Genomic DNA, 18,205 nt, shown 5'->3' with positions numbered 1-18,205 from the left:
GCTCAGCCCGCCCGCAGCCGGGCCGCCCAGGGGTGGTCCGCGCCCTCGGCCAGGGTGATCGTCTCGGTCAGCCAGGCGCGCTGGTCGTCCCCGAGGACCGGCAGCGCGGCCTCGAAGTCCTGCTCGTCCTTGGGGCGCCGGGACCCGGACTTGTACAGCAGTTGCACCTGCGGCACGAGATGGGGGACGCCGTCCGCGGAGACCGCGCCCAGCCGGTCCAGCGGCAGCCTGATCCTGGGGTCGCGCCGGAACACCCAGTCGTCGCCCGCCACGTCGTCGAGCATGAACTGGACGCGCCACGGCTCGTCCGGGCCCGGCCGGCACCAGATGTCGTGGACCTGCGCCGGAAGGATCTCGCCGGGGCTCCAGGGCCGCAGCGTGCCGGGCGGGTCGGCGGCCCACCACTCCCAGCCCGGCAGCACCCGCTGGACGGCGAGCTGGTCGCGGCGCAGCAGGAGCACATCGATGTCGCCGTGCTCGCGGTAGGCCCGGCCTACGGCCAGTTCGACCGCGTACCCGCCCGCGATCCACCACGGCTCGCGCAGCGGGGCGAGCAGGCGGACCGTCCCGGCGAGGGACAGCGGGTCCCAGGGGCCCCAGGGCGTTTCCGTGCGCATCAGCTTCCGAGGAGGTGCCGGTAGCTGTCCGGGTGTTCCATGAGGTAGGTGGCCAGGTCCTTGGCCGGACGGCCGGTGAGCCGCGGTACGGCGTCCGAGACGGCGGCCATCTCCCCCGCCGCGATGGCCTCGTACGACGTCACCCAGCCGGCCACCTCCCAGTCCTGCGCGCCGTACCGGGACCGTGAGGCATAGGCCTCCTCGCGCGTCTCCGGCACGTAGGTGATGGTCCGTCCGGTGGCCCGGCTCAGTTCCTCGGCCGCTTCGGCGAGGGTGAACGCCTCGGGGCCGGTCAGGTCGTACGTCCGCCCGTCGTGCGCGGCGTCGCCCTCGGGGCCGCCGGCGGGCAGCAGGACCGCGGTCGCGGCGTCGGCGATGTCCTCGTGGGCCACCGCGGCCACCCGGCCGTCCCCGGCCGGGCCGCGCAGCACGCCGTCCGTGCCGGTCATCGCCGGGATGCCGGCGAGGTACCAGCTGTCGCGCAGGAAGGTGTGCCGGACGCCGGAGACGCGGATGTGCGCCTCGGTCTCCCAGTGGTCCCGGGCGAAGGTGAACGTCGCGTCGGGCGCCGCGCCGAGGAAGGAGACGTACACGATCCGTTCGACGCCCGCCGCCGTCGCCGCGTCCACGGCGGTCATGTGCTCCCGCACCCGGTCCGGGCTCTCGTGCGCCGAGACGAGGAACAGGGTGTGCGCCCCGGCCAGGGCGCGGCGCATCGCCTCCCCGTCGCCGTAGGGCGCGGCCGGTGCGGTGTCGGCGCCGGGCAGTTGGGGCAGCCGGGACGGGTCGCGGCCCAGGAGCCGGACAGGGACTCCGGCCCGGGTCAGCCGCTTCGCGACCCGGCCGCCGAGCGCGCCGCTCGCGCCGGTGACCGCGGTGAGGGGGCCGCTCGTGAGGTCTTCGGGACCGTGCGTGTCGTCCGAGGGGGTCATACGGGGTCGCCTTCCTTGTGCTGCCAGGGGCGCACTTCCACGACCGCGTCGACCGGAACCGGTCCGTAGATGTGCGGGAATTCCTCGCCGCCGGGTGTGACCGACTCGTACCGCACGGGCGCGGGGAGCCGCTCGGTGTCGATGACGAGCACCACGAGGTTCTGGTCACCGGTTCCGGCCCGGCTCCCGGCGCCGTACAGCATCTCGGCCACACCGGGGAGCTGGTGCGGCAGTGAGCAGTGGATGAAGCCCTCTTCGTGCAGGGTGCGGCCGCGGGTGGACATCTCGTACGTCCCGATCCCGCGGGCCGCCTCCCACAGCGGGCCTTCGGTGAGGTGCAGCAGTTCGGCCATGAGCCAAAACTAACCGCGCCGACGCGCCCTCCGGGCCATCAGCGTGGCCGCCGATCCCGCGACCAGCAGCACGGCCGCGATCCCGCCGATCACCCATTCACCGCCGCGCGAACCCGTGTTCGGGAGTTCGCCTCCCGGGTGGGGCCGCTGCGGCCAGGAGTGGGTGGGGCCCTCCTCGGCGAGCAGCCGCTGCCCGGTGGCGACGGTGAGATCGCCGCCCACCGTCAGGTGGTCGGAACCGTCGGGCGGCGGCACCCGCGACCCCACTCCGGCGACACCGACGTTGTAGATCCGCGAGGCGCCCGCCCGCTTGCTCATGTCGAACCGGCCGTGGGTGACGATCTTCCCCTCCGCCTCCGCGGCGGCCTCCCTGACCAGGTAGTCGCCCCCGACATAGACGTTGATGTTGCTGTCGTGGTGGGTGACGGGCATGTGGTGCGGGTCCTGCCAGGCCGAAGGGCAGTCGTCCCCGAGGCACGGACCGAGACCACCGGGCAGCGGGTCGGCGGCCGCGGTGGGCGCGATGGCCCCCACCACGGCCGCCGCTGCCGCCACCCTCACCGCCACGCGGTGATTTTCACCGCTCCTGCGCGCTTTTGTTCGCATACAGCGCAATATGCAGGTTTATTGAGTGTTCATCAGCTTTGCCACGCCGGGCGGACGGGCCGCTTCCGCCGACCGGTCGGCCGGGCCGGGTCCCGGACGGCGGGTACGGGGTAGCGGGCCGGGAGGCTCCCATCTCGGCCGGCGTCAGCCCGTCAGCAGCTTCGCCTCGGTCCGCGGATCGAGGCCGACCGCGGGCCGGTCGGGCCGCTGCGGTGCGCTGCCGCCCTGTTCGCAGAGCCATGCCCAGGTGTCGGCGACCGTCTCCCGGACCGGCCGGCAGTGCAGCCCCGTGGCGTACGCCCGGCTCACATCGCCCTGGTGCAGGCTGTCGTACAGCTCCCCCGGCGGCAGCCAGACCGGCAGATCGGTCCAGGGCTCCACACCCGCCGCGAGAATCGCCCCGGTGTCCGTCCAGCGCAGCTCGGCACCGGAGCCGGTGGCACGCACACAGGCGTCGAGCAGCTCCCCCATCGTGGCGTGCCCCGGCCGGCTGACCAGGTTGTACGGTCCGTGCAGACCGCCCCCGGCGGCGTCGAGCAGCCATCCGGCGAGGTCACGGGCATCGATGTACTGAAGGGGCAGGCCGGGTGTCCCGGGAGCCAGTACGGGTCCGCCGCGGGCGATCCGCGTGAGCCACCAGGGCAGCCGGCCGATGTTCTCCCAGGGGCCGATGATCAGTCCCGCGCGGACGACCAGCGCCCGGTCGCCGAAGGCCTCCAGCGCGGCCAGTTCGCCCCCGCGTTTGGCCAGGGCGTACGAGACGTCGCCACCGGCGTCCGGTGAGGCGCCGTCCACCAGCGGTCCGTCCTCGGGCAGACCGGCCGGGGCCGGGTACGCGTAGACGGAACGGCTGGAGACGTACGCGTACCGCCGGGCGCGGCCCGACAGCAGCCGGGCCGCGTCCCGTACGGCCGAGGGGGCGCCGCTCCAGGTGTCGACGACCAGATCCCAGGCGTACGTGCCGCCCCCCGGCCCCCCGGCGGCTTCGAGGGCGGCCAGACCGCCTTCGGCGGTGCGGTCGCCCAGCAGTTCGGCCACGCCGGGCGGCGGCCCGTGGTGGCCGCGGTGGAACACCGTGACCTCCCAGCCACGCGCGAGGGCGTCCTCGGTGACGGCCCGGCCGACGAATTCGGTACCACCCAGCATCAGAAGCCTCATGACGCCGACTCTGCCCGCCCGCACCCCGGACCGGAGCCGGCCTCGCTCTGAGCTGAACTGGCCGTGTGCCGGTCCGAACCCGCCCCGCTCCGGGCCGCATCGGGTCCGGCCGGGTCCGCGCTCAGGGAGGAATGGGCGAGCGGACTCCGGTTGCGCAGCAGCCACTGGTGGTAGCCGTCGGCCTGCCGGGCCGCCTCCCGGTACGCGTCCTCCAACTCCCCGTACACCGCCGCCATGTCGGCGCCCGGACGGGAGACCAGCAGCAGACGTACGGCGAGCGGGTCGTCGCGCAGCGGGCGGATCGCCATGTCGTCGCGCGGGCCCGAGGTCGGCTGGCAGGGGGCGACCGCCTCGCCCAGGACGACGAGGGAGGCGGCGGTGAGGTAGTCGCCGTGCAGCACGGTCGGCTCGACACCGGCCGCGCCGAACACCCGGCGCAGGCCGTCCCATTCGCCGTCCACCGTGGGGTCGACCATCCACCGGTCGGCGGCCAGGTCGCTCAGGTCGACGACGGGCAGGGCGGCGGCCGGGTGGTCGCGGGCCATCGAGACGAACTGCGGTTCGCGGTCCACGAGCACCCGCTGCACCAGGCCGTCCGGCACGTACAGCGGGCAGCCCTCGACCTCGTGCACGAAGGCGACGTCGAGCCGGCCCGCCTCGACCGCGCGCAGCAGCGCGTGGGCCGACACGTCGACCCGCAGCGAGATGTCCGTGCCGGGCATCCTGATGCGCAGCCTGCGCAGCCAGCCGCCGATGACCCGGCTGGCGGTGCAGCCGATCCGCAGCCGGGGGCCGCCGGCCCGCGCCGCCTCCGCCTCCGCCTTCACGTCGGTGACCAGGGCCCGCATGCCGTCCACGAGCGGACGGGCCCGGCTCAGGACGGCGTGGCCGAGGAGGGTGGGGCGACAGCCGGTGCGTCCGCGGCTGAACAGCTCGGCGCCCAGGGAGTTCTCGATCCGGCGCAGCTGCGTGGTGAGCGAGGGCTGGCTCACTCCCAGCCTGCGAGCCGCCCGGTGCAGGCTGCCGGTGTCGGCGATGGCGCACAGCGCCCTGAGGTGCCTCACCTCAAGCTCCATACCGCTGAGACTAGGGCGGCGGACCGTGCCGCACCAGACGTCCCAACCCCATCAAACACCGTCAATTCAGAGCTCGTTGGAATGCCGGCCACCGCTTGTGCCCTCTCGCGCCACCCCCGTCCCCGCCCATGGGCGGGGACGGGGTGATAGGGCGGTGCTATCGCCGGTTGGCATCATCCGCCGGGGCTCCGCTTCACCGACACTCTCTCCGTACCGCCCCCGTCCGAGTCCGATCATCGGACGGGTTCCTCGGACAGGTAACTGGTAGGAGACCCCCCATGAGACACCCCAGGACCGTCATGTCGGCCGTCGTCGGCCTCGGCTTCGGCCTCGCCGCCGCGCTGGGAACCGCCCCCGCGCTCACCTCCGCCGCCCCGGCACCTGCCTCTTCCGCCTCGACCCCCCACGTCGCTTACACCGCCCACTCCGGATCTCACGAGAGCGCCGCCGCCAACAAGGCGTTCTTCGAGGCGGTCGCGAAGTCGGTGGCCGAGAAGCGGGCCGCCAACCCGGGCGTCCAGTCGGTCACCATCGTCTACAGCACCGCCAACGCCCCCAGCTTCCGCACGCAGATATCCAACAGCGCGCAGATCTGGAACAGCTCGGTCTCCAACGTCCAGCTGCAGGAGGGGTCCAACGCCGACTTCACCTACTACGAGGGCAACGACCCGAGCGGCTCGTACGCCAGCACCGACGGACACGGCAACGGCTACATCTTCCTCGACTACGCGCAGAACCAGCAGTACGACTCGACCCGCGTCACGACCCACGAGACCGGGCACGTGCTCGGCCTGCCGGACGACTACTCGGGTCCGTGCAGCGAGCTGATGTCGGGCGGCGGCCCCGGCCCGTCCTGCACCAACCCGTACCCGGACGCCAATGAGCGCAGCCGGGTGAACTCCCTCTGGCAGAACGGCTTCGCGGCCGCGCTCGCCCGCAGCGGTTCCTGACGCTGCCGACCGGGGCCACCTCGCAGGACGAGGTGGCCCCTCGCGCGTTCGGCCGGCGCTTCGCGTGTTGGGCCGGCGCCTGTCGCGTTCGGCCAGTCCTGGCCCCGTCGGCCAGTCCTTGTCAGCTGTTCAGTTCGGTACGGACGAGGGCCAGCAGCTCGTCCTCCGTCATCCCGAGCTCACGGGCCTCGCCGACCATCTCGCGCACCCGCTCCAGCAGCCTGGCGTGGTGCGGGGAGGCGCCCGCGGCAACCATCGCACCGCGCCCCCGGCGCAGCTCGATCAGCCCTTCCTCGCGCAGCCGCTGGTAACCGCGCAGCGCCGTATGGACGTTGACGCCCAGCGATTCGGCGAGGACCCGGGCGGCGGGCAGCCGCTCGCCCGGCTCGACCGATCCGTCCGCGACGGCACGCCGCACGCAGGCCGCGATCTGGTCGCCGAGCGGCACGGCGGAGGTGGGGTCGACCCGGAAGAGCATGGTCATTTTTCCGTTCGGCGCTGATCGATCAGGGTATTGAGGAGTGCGGCGGCGGTCGCCGAGTCGTCGACGGTCACCGCGAAGTCCCGGCCGCCGGAGAGCCGTGCCACGATTCCCTCACCGGAACGGATCATGACTCCGGTACGACCGGGGGTGAGCCGGTATCCCCAGCCCCCGTACTCGGCCAGTGCCTTGATGTCACGGCTGCTCGCCTCCTCGATCCTGTCGAGCGGGACCCGTATGCGCGGCCACGGCAGCAGCCCGGAGACCGTGATGCCCCGCCGGTCCACTGTGACGTACGGACGGGCGAAGCACACGAGGACCACGCCCACGAGGAGGGCCGGAACCGCCGCGCCCCAGCCCGCGGTGAACAGCAGGACGATCCCGCCTCCGAGCACGACGAGCGCGACCGGGAGCAGCCACCACGTACCGGCGCTGCGCGCCCACCCCGCGACCTCCCCGTGAGCCAGCGCGATCCGCTCGCCGCCACCGGCCGGCCCGCCACCGGCGGGTGCCTCCGCCACGGGGAGGAGGGCGGCGAGCAGCAGGCCGAGCCCGAAGGCGAGCGCGGCGACTCCCAGGGCCACGGCCATGTGCCACATCGGGAACGAGACACCCTGCGCGCGGCCCTGCGCGTCCTCTGCGGCATCCACGTTGATGAGCATGACGACCGCCATCAGGTAGCCGAGGGCTCCGGCGAGGGCATAGCCACTGGCGACGAGCCTCTGGTACCCGCGGCCGGTGAACTTCCCGGCGACCGCCATCAGCGTCCACAGGGCACCGGTCCCGATGAACAGGATGGCGACGAGCGCGATGTACGAGCCCTGGCTCGCATGGTCGTCCGCTCGGCCGTTGCCGACGAAGTGGCTGGCCAGCCGCGCGGGAAGCCGGTCGCGGCGGGTGGCGAAAAGGATGAGGTCGGCGGCGGTGGCGAGCACGAACGGAAGCGCGGCAAGGGCCACGCGACCGGCATTTCTAGGGTTCATCGAAACCTCCATTGTTTGCATGCTAGTAGAACAATGGAGGTGAGGCAATGCGGAGCCCGCCTGACGGTGACGCGCTGTCAGGCGGGCTCGGTGACGGGCTGGCAGGTGTGGCGCCGGTGTGAGTGGCGGACCGGCGCAAGTGGTGCGGCGGTACGAGTGGTGCGGCGGCGTGAGTGGTGCGGCGGTCAGGCCAGTTCGAGCGGGAACGCGCCGCGGTGGCCGGTACCCGCGCCCTCCGCCGGCCTGGGCTCGAACTCCGGGCAGCTCCAGGTCTCCTGGACGAAGCCGCTGCGCCGGTCCCAGAGATCGAGGACATCGCCCTGGCCGTCCGCGCCGCGGTAGGCCTCCTTGGCGCCCCGGAAGCAGGCGAGACCGCCGGAGAGACCGCGGCCGGGTGCCGGGAAGTAGTCCGAGAAGGCGCAGGCGATACAGGTCTGGAGCCGGACCCCGGGCGGAAGGACCCGCTGGATGGTGGCGAGCGCGGACCCGAAGTCGCTCTCGGCCCGATGGGACCGGAAGCCCGCACCGCCGAACTGCAGCTCCAGGTAGAGGTACGGGTCCGGCCTGCGCAGGGACAGCAGGCAGCTCAGCCTGGCCTGTTGGGCCACCCCGTCCGCGGTGACCGGGAACGGCAGGTCCCATTCCAGGACGCAGTCGTTGAGCACGCCGTCCGCCAGGGTGAACGTCTCACCCTGGTCCGGCGTGCCCGCCACGGGGCGCAGACCGTCGAAGCTATCGCCCTCGAAGTCGACTTCCCGGATACGGAGGCGGAGTTGCTGTCCGTCGGTGGTGAGGATGACGGCATCGGATCCCTGCCGGTCCCGGTACCACCCTGCCCACGACTCATCTGTCATGGGCAGGGACTGTAGCCCGTGCCTCCGACACTCTCCCTGCCGCCCTCCGTTTCCCCGCGCGGGCCCTGTGACCTCGGCCGATCATCGACCCGCCCCGCCGGACCCGCTCACCCGCCCGCCCGGCTCACGGCATCGCGTCGCGTCGTTTCGCTCCCCGCCCTTCCGTTCCGCTTCTCTTCGCTCCGTCCCCTCCCCGCTTCGCTCCGGATCCCTCCCCGCCAAGCCCCTCCGACGTGCTTCTTCGTTGCCTTCGTTGCTCCTTCGTTCAGTGCGTCCGACGGGTGACGAACTCCGCCAGGGCCAGGAGATCGCCCGCCGCGGACAGATCGGGCACGGCGCGGGACAGATGGTGCACGGCGCGGGCCATCCGGTCCGCGGCGCAGACCTGCGCCCAGTCGCGGCCGCCGGCCCGGTCGACGGCGTCGGCCGCACGGCTCACCTCGCCGGCCGTGTTCATGGGGCCGCGGTAGAGCGCGGCGAGCTCCGTGGCCGCCGGGGTGCCGGAGGTGAGCGCGGCGACCACGGGCAGCGACTTCTTGTGGGCGGCGAGATCGGCCCCGACCGGCTTCCCGGTCTGGGACGCGTCACCCCAGATGCCGATGAGGTCGTCGATGAGCTGGAAAGCGAGCCCCGCCTCCCGGCCGAAACCGTCCATCGCCCCGACACCCCGCTCGTCCGCGCCCGCGTAGAGCGCACCCAGCGCGCAGGCGCAGCCGAGCAGTGCGCCCGTCTTGGCCGTGGCCATGGTGAGGCACTCGTCCAACGAGACCTCGTCCGGGCCGCGTTCCTCGAAGGCGCAGTCGGCCTGCTGGCCCGCGCACAGCTCGATGACGCAGGTCGAGAGCCGGGCCGAGGCCCTCGACGACACCGCTCGGGCGTCCTCGGCGAGCAGCCGCTGGGCGAGGGCCAGCATGGCGTCGCCCGCGATGACGGCGTCCGGGATCCCGAAGACCGTCCAGGCCGTGGCGCGGTGGCGACGGGTGCGGTCCTCGTCGATGACGTCGTCGTGCAGCAGGGTGAAGTTGTGCGCCAGCTCGACGGCGACGGCCGCCCGCACGGCGTCCCGGGGATCGCCACCGAGCGCCCTGGTGGCGGCCAGCACGAGCGCGGGTCTGATCGCCTTGCCCGCACCGCCGGCGGCCGGCCTCCCGTCGGCGTGCTGCCAGCCGAAGTGGTACATGGCGACGCGCCGGATCGATCCGGGCAGCGAGGCGACCGCCGCCCTCAGGTGGGGGTCGACGAGGGATCGGGTGTACTCCAGAAGAGCTGCGGCCTCGTTGCCCTCGGTCTCGGCAGCTGCATGGGTCATGGTCAATCGGCACCCCGGTCGTTGCCGTCCCTGCCCGGTCGCTGTCGCCCCGGGCCGGGGACGTGGGTGGTTGCTGTGGGTACTGCGGACCGCGGCCCGTGGGCCCGGACCCGGGGGCGGGCCCCTGCGGTCCGGGCCCACGGGCCCGGGGCGTGTCTCGGAATCCCGCCCGGCGGGCGTCTGTCCCGCCCTGGGGCCTGCTTTCGGGGTGTCCCCCGGCGTCACGGGGCTGGGCACGCACGCTCGCGGCCCCGCTCCCCCTTTCGCGTGACAACCCGATACGGGCCCTAACGCCAGCGGCTGACCTCGACGTTCTCCAGGACGCCGAGGGCGTCCGGTACCAGCACGGCCGTCGAGTAGTAGGCCGTCACGAGGTAGGAGATGATCGCCTGCTCGTCGATCCCCATGAAGCGGACCGAGAGGCTGGGCTCGATCTCGTCGGGGATGCCTGTCTGGTGGAGTCCGACGACGCCCTGTTCGGCCTCACCGGTCCTCATGCAGATGATCGACGAGGTACGGGCGTCGGTGACCGGGATCTTGTTGGACGGGAAGATCGGAACCCCGCGCCAGGACGCCATACGGTGCCCGCCCACATCCACGCTCTCCGGGACCAGACCGCGCCTGCTGCACTCCCTGCCGAAGGCGGCGATGGCCTGCGGGTGGGCCAGGAAGAGCTTCGATCCGCGGCGGCGCGAGAGCAGTTCGTCCATGTCGTCGGGGCCGGGCACCCCGTCGTGGGGCTGGATGCGCTGGCCGTAGTCGCAGTTGTTGAGCAGGCCGAACTCGTGGTTGTTGATCAGCTCGTGCTCCTGGCGCTCCCGCAGCGCCTCGACCGTCAGCCGCAACTGCTGCTCGGTCTGGTTCATCGGCTGGTTGTAGAGGTCGGCGACACGGCTGTGGACCTTCAGCACGGTCTGCGCGACGCTCAGTTCGTACTCGCGCGGCGCGGACTCGTAGTCGACGTACGTGTGCGGGACGACGGCCTCGCCGACATGCCCCGCGGACAGGTCGATCTCGGCCTCGCCGTACTTGTTGGTGCGCTGCTGCGGGATGGCCAGCTGTCGGGCGAGGTGCTCGCGCAGCGAGTCGGACCGCTCGGCGAGGTTGAGCACATCGGCCCGCTGCAGGGTGAGGACGGTGCAGTCGGTGACGGCGCGGGCGGTGTACTCCCAGAGGGCGTCGCCCTCGATGAGGGAGTGGTCGCCGAAGTAGGCGCCGTCGGCGTGCACTCCGAGCACCGTCTCGTCCCCGTAGGGGCCGGTGCCGATCTTCTCGACCCTTCCGTGCGCCAGCAGGAAGACCCGGTCCGCCGCGTCACCGGCCGTGGCCAGGAGCTGTCCGGCGGGGATGTCACGCTGCTCGCACCTCCGGGCCAGCTCGGCGAGCGCCTCCTCGTCCCCGAAGTCCCTCAGTGCCGGGAGTTCGCCGAGCTCGGCGGGGATGACCGCCACCCGGTCCCCGGTCTGTACGAAGGTCACCCGGCCGTCGCCGACCGAGTAGCTCAGCCTGCGGTTCACCCGGAATGTGCCGCCCTGCACCTGGACCCACGGGAGCATCTTCAGCAGCCACCGTGAGGTGATCTCCTGCATCTGCGGAGCGGACTTGGTGGTCGTCGCGAGGTTCCGCGCGGCTGCCGTGCCAAGACTCTGCTGCGGCGGCAGCTGCGCGTTCTGAACCTCTTCACCAACGGACATCTGACGTCCTCTCGATCATCGGCGGAACTGCTGAAGAAGCCTTTCAGCACGTGACCCGGCGCGCCATTACACAAAAGAGTGTGACTAATAGGGCTTTGGGTTGGGCACAACGCTGCGCGATGTCCACGGACCAGTTAATTTGCATCTTGGATGCCAATTATCTACGGTGACGGTCATGCGGCTGACGAGATTCACCGACGTGGCGCTGCGCGTACTGATGCGCCTCGCCGTCGCGGAGAACGAGGATCCGCCGACCACCCGCGAGGTGGCGGCGACCATGGAAGTGCCCTACTCCCACGCCGCGAAGGTCGTCGCCCGACTCCAGCACCTCGGCCTGGTCGAGGCGCGGCGGGGCCGCGGCGGCGGGCTCGCCCTCGCCACGGGCGCCCGGTCCGCCTCGGTCGGCGGACTCGTCCGCGAACTGGAGGGGCCCGGCGACGTCGTCGAGTGCGAGGGCACCACCCCGTGCCCGCTGCGGTCGGCGTGCCGGCTGCGCGGCGCCCTGCGCGAGGCGGCGGAGGCCTTCTACGCCACGCTCGACCCGCTCACCGTCACCGAACTCGTCGCCTCCCCGACCGGACCGCTCCTGATCGGCATCAGCAGCGGACGGCCGCCCGGCGACTGAACGGCGCCCGCGCCCGCACCAAGGGCTCCCGGCCCCGCCTCCCCACCGGTCGCCCACCCCGGCCAAAAATACGCATCTCATATACCAATTCAAACCCGAGGAGTCACGATGCTCTCCGAGCCGTCGACCGCCACCGTCCGCGCCACCCTCCCCGCCGTCGGCGCGGCCATCGGGGACATCGCGGATCTCTTCTACCGCAAGCTGTTCGACGCCCACCCGGAGCTGTTGCGCGACCTCTTCAACCGCGGCAACCAGGCCTCCGGCACCCAACGCCAGGCGCTCGCCGGCTCCATAGCCGCGTTCGCGACCCAGCTCGTCGAGCACCCGGACACCCGCCCCGACGCCATGCTCGGGCGCATCGCGCACAAACACGCCTCGCTCGGCATCACCGCCGCCCAGTACGACGTCGTGCACACCCACCTGTTCGCCGCCATCGCCGAGGTGCTCGGCGACGCCGTGACCCCGGAGGTCGCCGCTGCCTGGGACGAGGTCTACTGGCTGATGGCCAACGCCCTCATGGCCATGGAGGAGCGGCTGTACGCGCAGCGGGGCGTGCTCGCCGGTGACGTCTGGCGCGACTGGGAGGTGGTGTCCCGCACCGAGGAGACCGAGGACGTCGCCACCTTCCGGCTCCGCCCCGCCGACGGTTCGGCCACCCCCGGTTTCCGCCCCGGCCAGTACGTCTCGGTGCAGTGCGAACTGCTCGACGGCGCACGCCAGATACGTCAGTACAGCCTCTCCTCGGCCCCCGGCTCCCCGCTCCGCTCGATCACCGTCAAGCGGGTGCACGGCGGCGGCGCCCCCGACGGCGAGGTCTCGCGGCACCTCCACGACCGGGTCCGCGCGGGCGACCGGCTCCGGGTGTCGGCCCCGTACGGCGACCTCGTACTGAAGTCCCACGACGCCCCGCTCCTGCTCGCCTCCGCGGGCATCGGATGCACCCCGATGCTCTCGATGCTCGAACACCTCGCGAGCGACGACCACCGCGCCCCGGTCACCGTCGTGCACGGCGACCGCTCCCCCGACGACCACGCCATGCGCACCGACCACGCGCTGCTCACCGGCAAACTCCCCGACGCCTCGGCGCACTTCTGGTACGAGATCCCCGGGCCGGGCCACCCCGCGAACCGCACGGGCCTGGTCGACCTGACGGGACTGGCCATCGCGCCCGGCACCCACGCCTACCTCTGCGGCCCGCTGCCCTTCATGCGGTCCGTACGCACCCAGCTGCTCGCCAGGGGCGTCCCCGCGGCCGACATCCACTACGAGGTGTTCGGCCCCGACCTGTGGCTCGCCAAGGGCTGAACCGGGACCGGTGCTCGCGGAGTTGGCCTGATCGGCTCGCACACCGCCCGAACAGGGCCCCACGAACAGCCCATGCCCGGCTCGCGGCCCTTTTGCCGGGTACAAGCGCGGTACGGACATACTCCCCACGCGCAAAAGGAGTCGGCCATGTCCTCACCCATGTCCGCGAGCACCTTTCTCGCCGCCCTGAAGAACGAGGGGCTCACCGTCGTCCAGGTGGGCGACTGGCGTACCCACAACCGCAACGACAAGGGCTCCTGGGGCCCGGTCAACGGCGTGGTGATCCACCACACCGTCACCACGGGCACCTACGCCACCGTCCAGCTCTGCCGCGACGGCCACAGCGACCTGCCGGGGCCGCTGTGCCACGGCGTCATCGCCAAGGACGGCCGCGTCCACCTGGTCGGCTACGGCCGGGCCAACCACGCCGGTCTCGGCGACGACGACGTCCTGCGCGCCGTCATCGCGGAGAAGGGCCTGCCGACGGTCAACGAGGCCAACACCGACGGGAACCGGCACTTCTACGGCTTCGAGTGCGAGAACCTCGGCGACGGCAAGGACCCGTGGCCCGACGAACAGCTCGAAGCCATCGAGAAGGCCGCGGCCGCGGTCTGCCGCCACCACGGCTGGAGCTCCAAGTCGGTGATCGGACACCTGGAGTGGCAACCGGGCAAGGTGGACCCGCGCGGCTTCACGATGGCCTCCATGCGGGACCGGATCCAGGACCGCCTGAAGTAGCCGCCCGGCGGCCCGCCCGGGGCACGTCCTCACTACCGGACCCGGGCACGTCCACAATGGGGGCATGCCTGCCACACCGCCCGGTCCGCCCGGCCTCTCCCGGCTGCGGCCGGTGCTCCCGTCGCCCCTGCAGCCGGCCGAGGACGACCGCTTCGGCCGGCACGGCGTACGGCTGCTGCTCAAGCGCGACGACCTGATCCACCCGGATCTGCCGGGCAACAAGTGGCGCAAGCTCGCCCCCAACCTGCGGGCCGCCGCCGGACGCCCCGTGCTGACGTTCGGCGGGGCGTACTCCAACCACCTGCGGGCCACGGCCGCCGCGGGCCGGCTGCTGGGCTTCCGTACGGTCGGCGTCGTCCGCGGCGACGAGCTGGCCCACCGCCCGCTCAACCCCTCCCTGGCGCAGTGCGCCGCCGACGGGATGCGGCTGCACTTCGTGGACCGCCGGACCTACCGCGCCAAAGCAGATCCACAGGTCCTGGCCGGGCTGCTGAGCGCCCACGGGGAGTGCGAGGTCATCCCGGAGGGCGGCAGCAACGCCCTGGCCGCACAGGGCTGCACAGAGCTCGGGCGGGAGCTGCGCGGCCTGGCCGACGTGGCCGCGGTGGCCTGCGGCACCGGCGGCACCCTCGCGGGCCTCGCCGCCGGTCTCGCACCGGAGCAGCGCGCGCTCGGCGTCCCGGTCCTGCGCGGCGGCTTCCTGGCCGACGCGGTACGGGACCTCCAGCGGGAGGCGTTCGGCGGACCGGCCGGCTCCTGGTCCCTGGACGAACGGTTCCACTTCGGCGGCTACGCCCGCACCACTCCCGCCCTGCACGCCTTCGCCGACGACTTCGAGGACCGGCACGGGCTGCCCGTCGAGCGGCTCTATGTGGCCAAACTCCTGTACGCGCTCACCGCGCTGGCCGAGGAGGGGGCGTTCCCCGCCGGCACCGCGGTCGCCGCCGTGGTCACGGGGCGCCCGGACCCCGCCGAGCCGCCCGGCGCCCCTCAGTCCGACTCCTCCCGGTAGGCCGCCGCCTCCTCCAGGTCGAGGCGCCTGAGCAGGGTCCGCATCATCTCGTCGTCGATGCTCCGCTCGTCCCGCAGCCGCACGAAGACCTCGCGCTCGGCCTCGATCATCTCGCCGGCCAGCCGCCGGTAGGTGTCGTCCGCCGACTCCCCCGTCACCGGATTCGACGCCCCGAGGCGTTCCCACACGGCGTTGCGGCGCCGCTCCAGGACGGTGCGGAGCCGGTCGGTGAGCGGCTGGGGCAGCCGGTTGCGCTCGTCGGTGAGCAGCTCCTCCAGCCGCGCCTCCGCGGCCGTGGAGGCCTCGCTCTGCGCCTGCGCCTCCGCGAGGGTCTCGGCCTGCCGGTCGCGCCCCGGAAGCCTCAGGACGCGCACCAGGAGCGGCAGGGTGAGCCCCTGGATCACCAGGGTGCCGATGACCGTGGTGAACGTCAGGAAGAGCACCAGGTTGCGCGCGGGGAAGTCCGCGCCGTCGGCCGTGACCATCGGGATGGAGAACGCGATGGCGAGCGAGACGACACCGCGCATCCCGGCCCAGCCGACGATCAGCGGGGCGGTCCAGTCGGTCTCGGGTTCCCGGTCCCTGATGCGTTTCGACAGCCACCGGGGCAGATAGGTCGCCGGATAGACCCAGATGAACCGGACCACGACGACCGCCAGGAACACCGCCACCGCGTACCAGAGGGCGTCGGCGACGGCGTACGTACCGAGCCCCCTCAGTACGAAGGGCAGCTGGAGGCCGATCAGCGCGAAGACCGCGGACTCCAGGACGAAGGCGACCATCTTCCAGACGGCCGCCTCCTGGAGCCTGGTCGCGAAGTCGACCTGCCAGGACCGGTGGCCCAGGTAGAGCGCGACGACGACCACCGCGAGCACTCCGGACGCGTGCACCCGTTCGGCCGCCGCGTACGCCACGAAGGGGATCAGGAGCGACAGGGTGTTCTGGAGCAGCGCCTCCTTGAGGTGGGTTCGGAGCCAGTGCAGCGGCACCATGAGCACCAGGCCGACCGCGACGCCGCCGACCGACGCGAGGAAGAACTCGCCGATCCCGGCGCCCCAGCTCACCCCCTCGCCCACGGCCGCGGCGAGCGCCACCTTGTACGCGGTGATGGCGGTGGCGTCGTTCACCAGGGACTCGCCCTGGAGGATCGTCGTGACCCGGGCGGGCAGACCGACCCGGCGAGCGATGGCCGCGGCCGTGACCGCGTCCGGCGGGGCGATCACGGCGCCCAGCACCAGCGCGGCGGTGAGCGGCAGATCGGGCACCAGCCGGTACGCCAGCCAGCCGACCGCGACGGTCGCGAACAGCACGTAGCCGACGGAGAGCAGCGCGACGGGGCGGAGATTGGCCCGCAGGTCGAGGTACGAGCTGTCGACGGCGGCCGTGTAGAGCAGCGGTGGCAGCAGGAGCGGCAGCACGATGTGCGCGTTCAGGGTGTACGTCGGCACCCCCGGCACGTACGAGGCGATCAGCCCCATGGCCACCAGCAGCAGCGGGGCGGGCACGGGTGTGCGGCGGGCCAGCCCCGCCATCGCCGCACTGGCCGCGACCAGTGCCACCAGTGGCAATGCGTCCATCTCACGGTCCTCGCATCCGTCGTAACCTGGCAATCATGAGTGAGTGCCCGCACGTATCAGATCTGCCGCGCCCCGAGCCCGCACCCCTCAGTGACGCCTGTCTCGAATGCCGGGCAGCCGGCACCCATCCCGTGCAGCTGCGGCTCTGCCTGGTCTGCGGCCATGTCGGCTGCTGCGATTCGTCACCCCTGCAGCACGCCACGACGCACTTCAAGGAGACCGGTCATCCGGTGATGCGGAGCTTCGAACCCGGCGAAAGCTGGCGCTGGTGCTTCGAGGACGGTTCGATCGTCTGACGTCTGGGTACGTCAAACCGGCGCCTGTTGTTCGTAATTGACCGCCACAGACCTCTACCCACTGTGCGTACCCATGGGCTTACCATGAGTGACAGTCATGGGACGGGGTCTTGGCGACACGGCATCATGGATCGCGATAGCGTCGCCGGACCAAGAACCGAAGACGTACCGCATGGCTCCGGGGCACTCTTCCCGGATCCTCGAATGAGTTTGTGCCACCTTGGAGGTGAGGGTGTCCCAGATCGCAGGCGAGCCCGGGAATCAGGACTTCGTAGAGGTCCGACTGCCCGCTGCGGGTGCCTACCTGTCGGTGTTGCGGACGGCCACGGCCGGCCTCGCAGCGCGCTTGGACTTCACTCTCGACGAGATCGAGGATCTTCGCATCGCGGTCGACGAGGCCTGCGCGATCCTGCTTCAGCAGGCCGTGCCCGGCTCCGTCCTCAGCTGCGTGTTCCGTCTTATCGACGACTCTCTCGAGGTGACGGTTTCGGCCCCCACGACGGACGGACGGGCCCCGGAGCGCGACACCTTCGCCTGGACGGTGCTCTCCGCGCTGGCGGGGAAGGTCGACTCCACGGTCGCCGATGACCGGACGGTCAGCATCAGCCTGTACAAACAGCGCGGCGCGGGACCCGGGCCGGCGTGAGCAACGGGAACGGGGACGGTCCTGTGCGGGACGAGACGATCCGACCAGGGGTGGTGCACGCGGCAGGCATCCCGGAGCAGCAGGCCCTGACTCATCCGGTGGACGAGGCGGACCTGCCTCGTACGGTGGACGGGGCGGACGGGCCCGCTGGCCGTACGGTCGCGGTGGAGCAGTCGCAGGCGGAGCGGGCAGGCCAGATGAGCGAGCACGGGCACCACGATCCACACGACCGCAGCGGGGCGCGGGCGCTCTTCATCGAGCTGGGCAAGCTCCCCGAGGGCTCGCCCGAGAAGGCCGAACTGCGCAATCGGCTGGTGCGGATGCATCTGCCGCTCGTGGAGCACCTGGCCCGGCGTTTCCGCAACCGGGGCGAACCGCTGGACGATCTGACCCAGGTCGCCACGATCGGCCTGATCAAGTCGGTGGACCGGTTCGACCCGGAGCGGGGCGTCGAGTTCTCGACGTACGCCACGCCCACGGTCGTCGGCGAGATCAAGCGCCATTTCCGTGACAAGGGCTGGGCGGTGCGGGTGCCGCGCCGCCTCCAGGAGCTGCGGCTCTCGCTGACCACGGCGACCGCGGAGCTCTCCCAGCAGCACGGCCGCTCCCCCACGGTGCACGAGCTGGCGGAGCGGCTCGGCATCTCCGAGGAAGAGGTCCTGGAGGGCCTGGAATCGGCCAATGCCTACAGCACGCTCTCGCTGGACGTGCCGGACACGGACGACGAGTCCCCCGCGGTCGCGGACACGCTCGGCTCCGAGGACGAGGCGCTGGAGGGGGTCGAGTACCGGGAGTCGCTCAAGCCGCTGCTGGAGGACCTGCCGCCGAGGGAGAAGCGGATTCTGCTGCTCCGGTTCTTCGGCAACATGACCCAGTCGCAGATCGCGCAGGAGGTCGGCATCTCGCAGATGCATGTCTCGCGGCTGCTGGCCCGGACTCTGGCCCAGCTGCGCGAGCGGCTGCTCGTCGAGGAGTAGCCGGTCGGTGCGCGGC

General features: G+C 72.1%; 20 protein-coding genes. 8 read left to right on the top strand and 12 right to left on the bottom strand.

Annotated elements, in window-relative coordinates; genetic code table 11:
• Positions 1–2: 2 nt before the first annotated feature.
• From ACIQM0_RS05860 to ACIQM0_RS05835, 6 genes are all read right to left on the bottom strand, one after another.
• Positions 3–617: a nucleotidyltransferase domain-containing protein gene (locus ACIQM0_RS05860; RefSeq protein ID WP_401283846.1), complete on the bottom strand. Its 615-nt coding sequence runs from the start codon at positions 615–617 to the stop codon at positions 3–5.
• Positions 617–1,549, bottom strand: coding sequence for an SDR family oxidoreductase (locus tag ACIQM0_RS05855; RefSeq protein ID WP_401283844.1), 933 nt, complete (start codon positions 1,547–1,549; stop codon positions 617–619). The genes ACIQM0_RS05860 and ACIQM0_RS05855 overlap by 1 nt, the downstream gene beginning before the upstream one ends.
• Positions 1,546–1,902, bottom strand: coding sequence for a DUF952 domain-containing protein (locus tag ACIQM0_RS05850; protein ID WP_401283842.1), 357 nt, complete (start codon positions 1,900–1,902; stop codon positions 1,546–1,548). The genes ACIQM0_RS05855 and ACIQM0_RS05850 overlap by 4 nt, the downstream gene beginning before the upstream one ends.
• Before the next feature lie 9 nt (positions 1,903–1,911).
• The gene (locus ACIQM0_RS05845) at positions 1,912–2,469 is read right to left on the bottom strand and encodes a choice-of-anchor A family protein (protein ID WP_401283841.1); all 558 of its coding nucleotides are present in this window, start codon (positions 2,467–2,469) and stop codon (positions 1,912–1,914) included.
• Positions 2,470–2,652: 183 nt separating this feature from the next.
• Positions 2,653–3,654 (bottom strand): NAD-dependent epimerase/dehydratase family protein, encoded by a 1,002-nt coding sequence (locus ACIQM0_RS05840; protein WP_401284172.1) that lies wholly within the window; start codon positions 3,652–3,654, stop codon positions 2,653–2,655.
• A gap of 8 nt (positions 3,655–3,662) precedes the next feature.
• Positions 3,663–4,742 carry a LysR family transcriptional regulator gene (locus tag ACIQM0_RS05835; protein ID WP_401283839.1) on the bottom strand — a complete coding sequence of 360 codons (1,080 nt, stop codon included), beginning with the start codon at positions 4,740–4,742 and terminating at the stop codon, positions 3,663–3,665.
• Between the two features lie 278 nt (positions 4,743–5,020).
• On the opposite strand from ACIQM0_RS05835, the gene snpA reads away from it, so the two are divergent.
• A complete protein-coding gene (gene snpA / locus ACIQM0_RS05830; protein ID WP_401283837.1) occupies positions 5,021–5,692 on the top strand; it encodes a snapalysin in 672 nt (223 codons plus the stop codon).
• A 121-nt stretch (positions 5,693–5,813) separates the two neighbouring features.
• Here snpA and ACIQM0_RS05825 read toward each other — a convergent pair whose 3' ends face one another.
• The 5 genes from ACIQM0_RS05825 to ACIQM0_RS05805 all read right to left on the bottom strand — a co-directional run bounded on the left by ACIQM0_RS05825 (position 5,814) and on the right by ACIQM0_RS05805 (position 11,013).
• Positions 5,814–6,170: a GntR family transcriptional regulator gene (locus tag ACIQM0_RS05825; protein ID WP_401284170.1), complete on the bottom strand. Its 357-nt coding sequence runs from the start codon at positions 6,168–6,170 to the stop codon at positions 5,814–5,816.
• 2 nt (positions 6,171–6,172) lie between these two features.
• Positions 6,173–7,156 carry a DUF1648 domain-containing protein gene (locus ACIQM0_RS05820; RefSeq protein WP_401283835.1) on the bottom strand — a complete coding sequence of 328 codons (984 nt, stop codon included), beginning with the start codon at positions 7,154–7,156 and terminating at the stop codon, positions 6,173–6,175.
• A gap of 185 nt (positions 7,157–7,341) precedes the next feature.
• The gene (locus tag ACIQM0_RS05815; protein ID WP_363025832.1) at positions 7,342–8,010 is read right to left on the bottom strand and encodes a DUF6304 family protein; all 669 of its coding nucleotides are present in this window, start codon (positions 8,008–8,010) and stop codon (positions 7,342–7,344) included.
• Positions 8,011–8,275: 265 nt separating this feature from the next.
• The gene (locus ACIQM0_RS05810) at positions 8,276–9,319 is read right to left on the bottom strand and encodes a family 2 encapsulin nanocompartment cargo protein polyprenyl transferase (protein WP_401283832.1); all 1,044 of its coding nucleotides are present in this window, start codon (positions 9,317–9,319) and stop codon (positions 8,276–8,278) included.
• A 287-nt stretch (positions 9,320–9,606) separates the two neighbouring features.
• Complete coding sequence (locus ACIQM0_RS05805; RefSeq protein WP_401283831.1) at positions 9,607–11,013, bottom strand: family 2B encapsulin nanocompartment shell protein; 1,407 nt, start codon at positions 11,011–11,013, stop codon at positions 9,607–9,609.
• A gap of 175 nt (positions 11,014–11,188) precedes the next feature.
• On the opposite strand from ACIQM0_RS05805, the gene ACIQM0_RS05800 reads away from it, so the two are divergent.
• From ACIQM0_RS05800 to ACIQM0_RS05785, 4 genes are all read left to right on the top strand, one after another.
• Positions 11,189–11,638, top strand: a complete 450-nt coding sequence (locus ACIQM0_RS05800) for an RrF2 family transcriptional regulator (RefSeq protein WP_401283829.1) — start codon at positions 11,189–11,191, stop codon at positions 11,636–11,638.
• A gap of 108 nt (positions 11,639–11,746) precedes the next feature.
• Entirely contained in the window at positions 11,747–12,943 is a 1,197-nt protein-coding gene (locus tag ACIQM0_RS05795; protein WP_401283827.1) for a globin domain-containing protein, read from the top strand.
• Between the two features lie 147 nt (positions 12,944–13,090).
• Positions 13,091–13,681, top strand: a complete 591-nt coding sequence (locus ACIQM0_RS05790; protein ID WP_401283825.1) for an N-acetylmuramoyl-L-alanine amidase — start codon at positions 13,091–13,093, stop codon at positions 13,679–13,681.
• Between the two features lie 64 nt (positions 13,682–13,745).
• On the top strand, positions 13,746–14,693 hold the full coding sequence (locus ACIQM0_RS05785) for a 1-aminocyclopropane-1-carboxylate deaminase/D-cysteine desulfhydrase (RefSeq protein WP_401283823.1): 948 nt from the start codon (positions 13,746–13,748) through the stop codon (positions 14,691–14,693).
• On the opposite strand, the gene ACIQM0_RS05780 is transcribed toward ACIQM0_RS05785, so the two are convergent.
• Positions 14,672–16,270 carry a Na+/H+ antiporter gene (locus tag ACIQM0_RS05780; protein ID WP_401283821.1) on the bottom strand — a complete coding sequence of 533 codons (1,599 nt, stop codon included), beginning with the start codon at positions 16,268–16,270 and terminating at the stop codon, positions 14,672–14,674. The genes ACIQM0_RS05785 and ACIQM0_RS05780 overlap by 22 nt on opposite strands.
• A gap of 35 nt (positions 16,271–16,305) precedes the next feature.
• Between ACIQM0_RS05780 and ACIQM0_RS05775 the strand changes: the two genes are divergently transcribed.
• The 3 genes from ACIQM0_RS05775 to ACIQM0_RS05765 all read left to right on the top strand — a co-directional run bounded on the left by ACIQM0_RS05775 (position 16,306) and on the right by ACIQM0_RS05765 (position 18,189).
• Positions 16,306–16,566 (top strand): UBP-type zinc finger domain-containing protein, encoded by a 261-nt coding sequence (locus tag ACIQM0_RS05775; protein WP_363025817.1) that lies wholly within the window; start codon positions 16,306–16,308, stop codon positions 16,564–16,566.
• A gap of 232 nt (positions 16,567–16,798) precedes the next feature.
• Positions 16,799–17,212 (top strand): anti-sigma regulatory factor, encoded by a 414-nt coding sequence (locus ACIQM0_RS05770; RefSeq protein WP_014048265.1) that lies wholly within the window; start codon positions 16,799–16,801, stop codon positions 17,210–17,212.
• Positions 17,213–17,235: 23 nt separating this feature from the next.
• Entirely contained in the window at positions 17,236–18,189 is a 954-nt protein-coding gene (locus ACIQM0_RS05765) for an RNA polymerase sigma factor SigF (protein ID WP_401284168.1), read from the top strand.
• The last annotated feature ends 16 nt before the right edge of the window (positions 18,190–18,205 follow it).

Source organism: Streptomyces sp. NPDC091387 (genome assembly GCF_044756945.1).
Lineage (GTDB): Bacteria > Actinomycetota > Actinomycetes > Streptomycetales > Streptomycetaceae > Streptomyces.
This window is presented reverse-complemented; position numbering and strand designations above follow the sequence as displayed.

Coding starts and splice junctions, on each gene's coding strand:
- ACIQM0_RS05855 (WP_401283844.1), bottom strand. CDS start 1,549: ATGACCCCCTCGGACGACACGCACGGTCCCGAAGACCTCACGAGCGGC.
- ACIQM0_RS05800 (WP_401283829.1), top strand. CDS start 11,189: ATGCGGCTGACGAGATTCACCGACGTGGCGCTGCGCGTACTGATGCGC.
- ACIQM0_RS05790 (WP_401283825.1), top strand. CDS start 13,091: ATGTCCTCACCCATGTCCGCGAGCACCTTTCTCGCCGCCCTGAAGAAC.
- ACIQM0_RS05805 (WP_401283831.1), bottom strand. CDS start 11,013: ATGTCCGTTGGTGAAGAGGTTCAGAACGCGCAGCTGCCGCCGCAGCAG.
- ACIQM0_RS05795 (WP_401283827.1), top strand. CDS start 11,747: ATGCTCTCCGAGCCGTCGACCGCCACCGTCCGCGCCACCCTCCCCGCC.
- ACIQM0_RS05860 (WP_401283846.1), bottom strand. CDS start 617: ATGCGCACGGAAACGCCCTGGGGCCCCTGGGACCCGCTGTCCCTCGCC.
- ACIQM0_RS05815 (WP_363025832.1), bottom strand. CDS start 8,010: ATGACAGATGAGTCGTGGGCAGGGTGGTACCGGGACCGGCAGGGATCC.
- ACIQM0_RS05775 (WP_363025817.1), top strand. CDS start 16,306: ATGAGTGAGTGCCCGCACGTATCAGATCTGCCGCGCCCCGAGCCCGCA.
- ACIQM0_RS05840 (WP_401284172.1), bottom strand. CDS start 3,654: ATGCTGGGTGGTACCGAATTCGTCGGCCGGGCCGTCACCGAGGACGCC.
- ACIQM0_RS05850 (WP_401283842.1), bottom strand. CDS start 1,902: ATGGCCGAACTGCTGCACCTCACCGAAGGCCCGCTGTGGGAGGCGGCC.
- ACIQM0_RS05825 (WP_401284170.1), bottom strand. CDS start 6,170: ATGCTCTTCCGGGTCGACCCCACCTCCGCCGTGCCGCTCGGCGACCAG.
- ACIQM0_RS05820 (WP_401283835.1), bottom strand. CDS start 7,156: ATGAACCCTAGAAATGCCGGTCGCGTGGCCCTTGCCGCGCTTCCGTTC.
- ACIQM0_RS05810 (WP_401283832.1), bottom strand. CDS start 9,319: ATGACCCATGCAGCTGCCGAGACCGAGGGCAACGAGGCCGCAGCTCTT.
- ACIQM0_RS05835 (WP_401283839.1), bottom strand. CDS start 4,742: ATGGAGCTTGAGGTGAGGCACCTCAGGGCGCTGTGCGCCATCGCCGAC.
- ACIQM0_RS05780 (WP_401283821.1), bottom strand. CDS start 16,270: ATGGACGCATTGCCACTGGTGGCACTGGTCGCGGCCAGTGCGGCGATG.
- snpA (WP_401283837.1), top strand. CDS start 5,021: ATGAGACACCCCAGGACCGTCATGTCGGCCGTCGTCGGCCTCGGCTTC.
- ACIQM0_RS05785 (WP_401283823.1), top strand. CDS start 13,746: ATGCCTGCCACACCGCCCGGTCCGCCCGGCCTCTCCCGGCTGCGGCCG.